The sequence below is a fragment of the Luteibacter sp. P4_D7_3 genome (assembly GCF_056401735.1).
On sequence record NZ_JBFUIT010000182.1, the window covers coordinates 1 to 8,095 of the forward strand.

At 64.7% G+C, this 8,095-nt stretch carries 5 protein-coding genes; 1 reads left to right on the plus strand and 4 read right to left on the minus strand.

What is annotated here, in order from left to right; genetic code table 11:
• The 3 genes from AC1DSN_RS14870 to AC1DSN_RS14880 form a co-directional block, all read right to left on the minus strand.
• Positions 1-1,912, minus strand: a 1,912-nt coding sequence (locus AC1DSN_RS14870) for a YadA family autotransporter adhesin (RefSeq protein WP_477331373.1), incomplete at its 3' end; no start/stop codon positions are given.
• A 222-nt stretch (positions 1,913-2,134) separates the two neighbouring features.
• On the minus strand, positions 2,135-4,099 hold the full coding sequence (locus AC1DSN_RS14875) for a PA domain-containing protein (RefSeq protein ID WP_477331375.1): 1,965 nt from the start codon (positions 4,097-4,099) through the stop codon (positions 2,135-2,137).
• Positions 4,096-4,545, minus strand: coding sequence for a post-PEP-CTERM-1 domain-containing protein (locus tag AC1DSN_RS14880; protein ID WP_477331377.1), 450 nt, complete (start codon positions 4,543-4,545; stop codon positions 4,096-4,098). Before AC1DSN_RS14880 ends, AC1DSN_RS14875 begins: the two co-directional genes overlap by 4 nt.
• A 522-nt stretch (positions 4,546-5,067) precedes the next feature.
• Between AC1DSN_RS14880 and AC1DSN_RS14885 the strand changes: the two genes are divergently transcribed.
• Positions 5,068-5,853, plus strand: a complete 786-nt coding sequence (locus AC1DSN_RS14885; RefSeq protein WP_477331379.1) for a TatD family hydrolase — start codon at positions 5,068-5,070, stop codon at positions 5,851-5,853.
• A gap of 30 nt (positions 5,854-5,883) precedes the next feature.
• On the opposite strand, the gene AC1DSN_RS14890 is transcribed toward AC1DSN_RS14885, so the two are convergent.
• A complete protein-coding gene (locus AC1DSN_RS14890) occupies positions 5,884-7,542 on the minus strand; it encodes a Na+/H+ antiporter (RefSeq protein WP_477296296.1) in 1,659 nt (552 codons plus the stop codon).
• Between the last annotated feature and the right edge of the window lie 553 nt (positions 7,543-8,095).

An 8,095-nucleotide genomic window follows, 5' to 3' on the forward strand; every position in this document is an offset into this window, starting at 1 on the left:
GATTGCCGTCTTCGTCCACAGCCACGCCGCCAACAGCGACGCTGCCCGGGCCGTTGGCTTGCGCACCCGCACCGTAGGCGGCGCTGTTCTGTCCGGTAGCCACGCTGCCGTAACCACTTGCCGTCGCGTTGTTGCCGGTTGCCACCGCGCTGCTACCGGTCGCCGTGGCACCATCGGCGCCGGCAAAGGCACCCGAGCCCGAGGCAGTCGCGTACTGGCCAGTTGCCAACGCGTCATCGCTACCGTCGTTCAGACCGTTCGCCTTGAAGTAGCGCGTGGCGCCACTCACCGACGAATCGAGCTGGCCCTTGTTCACCGCGTCGGTGTCTTCGGTTCCGGCGGYGACGTTCGCGATCTGCCGCTCATGGCCTGCGGTGCCGACCGATACCGTGTTGTCACGATCGGCCTGCGAATCCGCGCCGAGCGCTACGGAGTTCTCACCCAGTGCCCAGGCATTCGCACCGAGCGCCGTGGCGTTGTTGCCGAGCGCCCAGCTGTTCGTGCCGAGAGCGACCGCATTGGCACTCTCGAGGCCGAACAACCCGAACCCTGTTTCGGCGAAGTTGCCGATCGCGATGCTGCCTTCGCCAGATGCGCTGGCACCGGCACCGATCGCCGTCGAGCCCGCGCTGTACGCCGTCGATCCGAATCCGTTGGCGACCGACTGATCACCTGCGGCGGTCGCCTGCGAACCACTGGCGGTCGAGAAGTCGCCGAGTGCATTCGCCACCGCACCCACGGCGGTCGACTGCGCGCCGCTTGCATACGCACCAACGCCTAGCGACGACGCAGCAAAACCGCTCGCCTGCGCGCTCGCACCGACCGCCGTACCACCGACACCCGCGCTGGTTGCACCAGTGTCCACCGGCACTCCCCCGTTGGTGATCAGCGGATTACCGTCTGCGTCCACGGCCACGCCGCCGACGGCCACGCTGCCCGGGCCGTTGGCCTGCGCACCCGCACCGTAGGCGGCACTGTTCTGTCCCGTGGCGACGCTGCCATAGCCGCTCGCCGTGGCGTTCGTGCCTGTCGCGACGGCGCCGCTGCCGCTTGCCGTCGCACCATCGGCGCCGGCGAATGCACCCGAGCCGGAAGCGGTCGCGTACTGACCGTTGGCCTGCGCATCGTCGCTGCCGTCACCGTTACCGTTAGCTTTGAAATAGTGCGCGGCGTCGCTGGTGCTTTCCGCGAGGTTGTCCACCCGGGTCGATACACCGTCGACCTTCGTGGACAGCGTGTCCACACGTGTGGACACGCCATTCACCGAGGTCGAAACCTTATCCAGCTGCCGTTTATTGACCGCATCGGTGGATTGCGTGCCGTCGGCGACGTTCACCAGCTGACGCTCTTCGTTGACCTTGCCGATCGACACCGTGTTGGCGCGATTGGCGACTGACCCATCGCCGAGGGCGACGGCGTTCTTCGCCGTGGCGCTCGCGTCCGTTCCGAAGGCGGAACTGGCCGATCCACTGGCAAATGACGATTCGCCGATCGCAATGCTGTCCGTGCCGGTGGCGCGGGCGTTCTGGCCCATCGCCGTCGACCAGGCACCGGGGGACTGTGCATTCTGGCCCAGTGCGACGCTGTAGTCGCCACTGCTGTTCGCTGCTGTACCAACCGCCGTGCTGTAGTTTCCGGCAGCCTTGCTTGAGGTCCCGCAGGCGAAGGCATCCGTGCCTTTGGCGACCGGCGCCTTGCCCTGGATGCCGAGCAGATAACCACCGCACACGTTGCCTGCCTGCGCAGGCGCGCTACCCAGCGCCAGCATCACGCCGGCGGCCAGTGGAAGCGCGGCCATCGCGGCGCGCAGACGTCGGGAGGCGCCACCCTTTCCATTCGCGCGTGCCAGCTCCGATGCCACGACCAGGATGCCGAGCGATTTGTTCCAGACCTTGCTGTAGATGGTATTCACGTGAACCTTCCTCCCAGATGTCCGCTTGTTAGCGATCGATGCGCGGGCGCGCGGCGCGCGGCCCATCGCCAGTCCGTCGCGACCGCGGCGGACGAGGTATCCGAAGACCGGTGGCCCGAAGGCCGTCCAGCCGTCCAAACGTCGTGTCTTTTCCCCTACCCGCGACGCGGGCCCCACGAAGGTCGAGGCCCCGGGGAACCGGGGCCTCTTCCAGGTCATGCGTCAGAGCGTGTACGCACCCAGCACACTCACGCCGGAGTACGCCTTTTCACCCTTCACGGTCAGCGTCCACACGCCGGCAGCGGGCTTGGTCGCCGTGAATGGCTCACTGTTACCCGGACGATTGGGCTGCGCTTTCACCACGCCCTTCGGATCGGTCACCGAGATAGACACATCACCCGAGCCACCATAGGTACGCAGGGTCAGGGTCTTCGCGTTGGCCGGTACCGTGAGCTGGTACGCGGTGGTCGAGGCGGCGGCACCCTTCTGGTTGTTCAGGGCGGCGTTGTTGGCGAGCACGATGGCCGGCGGTGCCGGCGGCGGGCCGAAAGCGGTGTACTGCTTTTGCGTTTCCGCATCGGACAGGCAGGCGTTAAGGCTTGTCGCCTGGCCGGCGGTGATCAGGCCGTCCGCGGCAAGCTGCCCTTCGTACGCCCTGATGCCCGCACGATAGGTGCCCAAGTCGGCGGCGTTGCCGGCGAGGATCTTCGCGTTGGCGATCACGTTGGCACCGATGATGATGCCGCCCGGCACGAGTTTCGGAATGCCGGTGTCGCAGGTGAGCAGCAACTGGTTGCTGCGGTCGATGCCCCAGCCGATATCCTGGAACAACGCCGGACCCAGGTCGAGGTCGATCTCACCACGGAGATCCTGGTTGATGGCGTATTCCATGATCGCGTTGGGCGTCAGGCGCGTGTCGTAATGCGAGAACGACGATCCTTCCGCGAGTACCGCCGGCGCGTAGATCTGAACGCCGTCGGCATTCGTTCCGGCAAGACCGGTGCCCTTGCCCACGGTGCCGGTGAGACCTGCGAGGTTCGCCTTCAGCGTATTGCCGTCGACCTGGTTCACCAGGATCACCGGGATGGTCACCGGCGAGACAGGCGTGCCACCCGGCGTGACCGCAGCGGGCTGGTTGTTGGCGAGGAGTACGGCTTTAGCGCCGGCAGCCTGGGCATTGAGCGACTTCGTTGCGAAGTCGCAGGTGCCGCGATCGATCAGCGCGACCTTGCCGGCGACGGCGGAGGCGTTGGTGATGGCGGCGCAGCCATCGTTCGGCACGGCCTGTACCACGGCGCCAGAGAAGTTCGCCGCAGTGGCGGTCGGGCCGAAGCTGGCCTGGGCGTACAGATAATCGCCGGCGGCGGCGGCCGGGGCGGTCACGCGATACACGTCGGGCTGGCTCAGCGCGAGCGGGGCTTCAGCAATCACTGTCGCACCGGAGAAGGCCAGGTGGCCATCATCCAGCGCGGCCGTCACGCGTTGAGCCGGCGTCAGGTCGTCCCAAAGCGTGCCGTCATGCTTGACGAAGGAACCGTAGATGTTCGGATGCGAGGTGGCGTCGCCCGGGAAGTCCTGGCCGGTCGTCAGGTCCGTGAGGTCGAGGAAGCCGAGACCGTGCGACATTTCATGTAGCACGACGTTGAGGAAATCGATCTGTCCGTCGGGAACCTTGTGATCCAGGCCCATGTACCACTTCGAGCCTTCGATACAGCCGGGCTGGCCCAGTTTACCGTTGAACTGGCTCTGTATGTCGGCATTGCCCGGGTCGAGGTCTTCGCCAGCCAGCGCATCGGCCTCCGGCCCGGCATACCAGATGTTGGCCTTGGCACCCGCCGGAAGGTTCGCGGCATCAAAGAAGAAGACGGACAAGGGTCCGGAGGATCCAAGTACACCGCCCGTGGCGTCGCATTCCAGCGGCTTGAAGGTCGCGTTGTTGACGATCGTAACGTTGCTTTTCAGGTAAGCGCCGTGGATGTCCGCCGCGAACTGGAAGACGTTGAGCGCCTGTTGACCGAAGGTCGTGCCCGGGTTGCCTCCCACGGGCGTGGCGGGCGTATGGTCGTCGAGACCCTGTCCCGTACCGACGTCCTGGTTGACGATCTTGATCTCGGCGGCGCTGACGCTCATGGCGCCGAACAGACCGGCTGCGAGAAGGKCTGAGTAAAGAAGGCCGCGGCGGATCATCGGGTAACCTCCGGTGCCTTGGGCGCAACCTGGGCGCCGTGGTCGTCATGGTGAATGCTGATGGATCCGTCCGCCGCGCGCGTGGCGACGACGCTGCTCATCCGCTCCTGGGGCAGGCGCATCCCGGTGGCTTTCGCCCCGCTCTGGAGGGTGACCTTGYGCGCCGTCTTCACTGCATCGGCATTGGTGCGCGGTTGCGTGGAGAGCGATGTAACCCGGTTCTGCCGAGCCTGGAATGCCTTGGAGTACGCGGCGCGCTCTGCGTCGGTCGGCGCGCGGATCTTTCCGGTCGCCGGGTCGATGGCGACCTGCTGTCCGGCCTGGACGGCGCGGACCTGTGGAGTTGCCTGGGTCGCAGGCGTTTCCGCGGCGTGGACCGCTCCCGCGACGGTGAAGATGCCCGTCAGCACGAGGCCGATGGCCTGTGCCAGTGTTCGTGATGTCATTACGCATACCTCCCTAGTGCGGCGCCGGGACCCCTCCCTGCACGCCAGCCGACGAAGGCCCCCTCGCCGGCGCAAACACCTGAAGGATTCGACGTTCCCCTCAACGCAAAATCCGAAGACGACTTATGGCGCGGTACAACCCCGAATCGGCGGGTCGACAAGCGTCCCCGCAGCGGTGCGGTTTACCATCTGTATGTCCCCTTGCCCGTGGTACTGCGTGAGGCGAACCGGTTGCCGGCCGCCTTCCTTTTGAAACCCCTGCCTTGCATCCGTGTGACTGGTTTCGAGCTCCAACGGCGCGCTCCCGAGCGACGTCTTCTTGACGTCCGTCTTTGAAAACTAGCAGCAGGAAAATACGAACGTCAATCGTTTGACGGTAAGTTTTCGATAGACCAAACGGCCAAGCCGGAAACCCCGACGCAGCACGTTTGTGATGTCATTAGACCTTCTAATTCATGGCCTTGCGTGGCAATAACACGCTCGTCTTCACGTTCAAACCCTTGTCTCAAAGCGAAAGAAATCATGGACTTGATCGATATCGGAGCCAACCYGACCCACGAATCCTTCCGTCAAGACTTTGACGATGTGCTGACCCGCGCCCGTGCGCATGGCGTCGGCCGAATGATCGTGACCGGCGCCTCACGGGAAGGAAGCGAGCACGCGCTCGAGCTAGCCAGAGCCAGCGGCGGCCGCCTGTTTGCCACGGCGGGCGTACACCCCCATCACGCCGTGGACTACGACGAAGCCACCGACATCGTGCTCCGGCAACTCGCCAGCGAGCCGGAAGTTCGCGCCGTCGGAGAAACCGGGCTCGACTACAACCGCAATTACTCCCCCCGGGACATTCAGAGGGTCGTCTTCGAACGCCAGCTGGAGATCGCCGTAGACGTGGGCAAGCCTCTCTTCCTGCACCAGCGAGACGCACACCACGATTTCCTGGCCATCCTGAAGCGCTTTCGCCACCGCGTTCCCGCCGCCGTGGTGCACTGTTTCACCGACACCGAAGAGGCCTTGCGCGATTATCTCGACCTCGATTGCCATATCGGGATCACCGGATGGATCTGCGATGAGCGGCGTGGTGCGCACCTGCGCGAACTGGTGAAGCTCATTCCATCCGACCGGCTGATGCTCGAGACCGATGCGCCGTACCTGCTACCGCGAACGGTGCGGCCCATGCCCAAGGACCGACGTAACGAGCCGATGTACCTTGCGCACATTCGAGACGAAGTGGCACGCGATCGGGGGGAGTCGAAGGAAGCGCTGACTGACGCCAGTGTGCGTACGACGGAGGCGTTTTTTGGTCTTTGAGGCGAGCGCCCTTCGCCGATGAATCGACTCCTACCCGGAATGCAGGCTCGTCAGCGACGCTTCCGCAAGGTCGATCTCACGCATCAACGTACGCAACGTGTCGTCATTGATTTCATGGCTTCGACGAAGGTTGTACAACTCTCGACGCTCGGCACGCAGCGCCGCCAGACGCATGACGCGCTCCGTGCCCGCCTCGGCGCGTGCTTTCTGTGGAACGTCGCCTTCATCACCGGCCGCTTCGAGCCGCTGCTGGTAATCCGCCATCACGCGCGATGCAACGCGCGAGGCAAGCGCAATGGCGTTGACATCGCCGCTCTCGTCCACCCGCTGCTGCTCGTCAGCGATGCCGCGCAGTGCCGCTTCGGCCGATAGCGCCCGTGCCCTGCGCTCCTCGCGAACACGGGGGTCTTCGCCTGGAAATTTCAGCCCCTTGACGGCCAGCGGCAGGCCGATCGCACCGATGGCCAATGTGCACAGAATCACGCCGCTGGCGAGAAGGATCATCAGGTGCCGCACGGGGAAGGGCACGCCCTCGCTCTTCATCAGCGGGAGTGAAAGCACACCCGCCATCGTGATCGCACCGCGCACGCCTGCAAGCGCCGTGGTCCAGACCATCCGCGTTCCCACCCTGGGTCGTTTTTCTCCGCGATGAAGCGCGCGCAGCAGGACGAAGCGCAGCGACACCCAGACCCAGATAAAACGAAGGATGACCAGGGCCAGCGTGATCGCGAGAACGTAGGCGAGCAGATACCAGAGTTCGCCGCCGCCCGCCTGCGCGAGATCACCCTTCGCGCCGTCGACGATGCCGGGAAGCTGCAAGCCGAGTAGCAGGAAGATCAGGCCGTTGAAGACGAACTCCACCATCGACCACACCGCACCGTTCTGCATGCGTGTGGCTACGTAGCCACCCTTGAGCACGTCGGTGTAGTTCATTGTCATCCCGGCGGCGACGGCGGCGAGGATGCCCGAGACGCCGAAATGCTCGGCGAGCAGGTAAGCGGCGAAAGGAAGCAGCAGGAGCAAGGCGACCTGGCTGGCCGGATCCACCTCGCCACTCCAGCGCACCAGGCGCCGGCGGAAGATGCCGAACGTATAACTCACCAGCACGCCGGCGAGGATGCCCCCCAAGGCCATCACCCCGAAGTCGATCGACGCCTTGCCCAACGAGAAGCTGCCGGTGATCTCCGCCGCCACAGCGAACTGCAGGGCGACCAGGCCGGAGGCGTCGTTGAGCAGCGCCTCACCGGAAAGCACGTGCATCAGTCGCGAGGGGATCGGCGTTTCGCCGGTGATCGAGGTGACCGCGACCGCGTCGGTCGGCGAGAGCACGGCGGCCAGCGCAAAGGCCACCGCCAGGGGTACGGTCGGGATCAGCCAGTGAACGAAGTACCCGACACCCAGGATCGTGAAGAAGACCAATCCGACGGCAAGGGCGAGGATGGGCCCGCGCAAGAGGAACAGCTCGCGCTTGGGAATGCGCCACCCGTCCGCGAACAGAAGCGGCGGGATGAAGAGCAGGAAGAAGAGCTCATGGTCGAATTCCACATCCATGCCGAACGGCTGGGCCAGAAGGGCACCCAGAGCGATCTGCAAAATCGGCAGGGGAAGCCGGACCGGGAGCACCCGGACGATGGCGCCCGAAAGCGCGACGACGAGGAGGAGGACAAGAATCGTGATTACCAGTGCCATTTCCCGACGTTAAACGGGGGGTGTCACAGCAGGCAAGACGCCTGGCACTTGCAACGTAAGTTCTTGCGGTTCGCCCCGCAATTAGTTGCTTAGGACTTTTTCCTATTGTTACGAATGACAGCAATACTTTACGTTGTTTTCACGCGCCGCTTCGGCGCTGTCGTCAGCTCGCCTCAGGGGACATGATGAGCGGGTGCGACTTTCGCCATGGATGACGTCTTGCACGATCTTTTTGGGGAGCAAAAGAAATGCCAAACCACGCCATTGCGCGCACCCCTTTCGATTGACGACGTGACGCCGCCCGCCCGGTAAGAGGCGTTCGGCCGAGCGAAATTCTTCCAGTTGGTTTTCCGCCCGCCGATGCTTTCGGCGGAACGTCCGCGTGCCGCGCGGATGCGGACGACTTCACCCGTTTATTCGTCACGCGTTTTTTCAGGAGGGACGTTCCATGCAGTACGCAAACCGTTCAGTCGCGCCGCCGCGCCGCAAGCTCGCGCTTGCCGTGGCTTTCGCCGTATCCATCGGCGGTGCCGGCGCGGCCTTGGCGCAGAGC

Excerpts from the sequence above, each read along its gene's own strand:
- AC1DSN_RS14890 (WP_477296296.1), bottom strand. The coding sequence starts at position 7,542 with ATGGCACTGGTAATCACGATTCTTGTCCTCCTCCTCGTCGTCGCGCTT.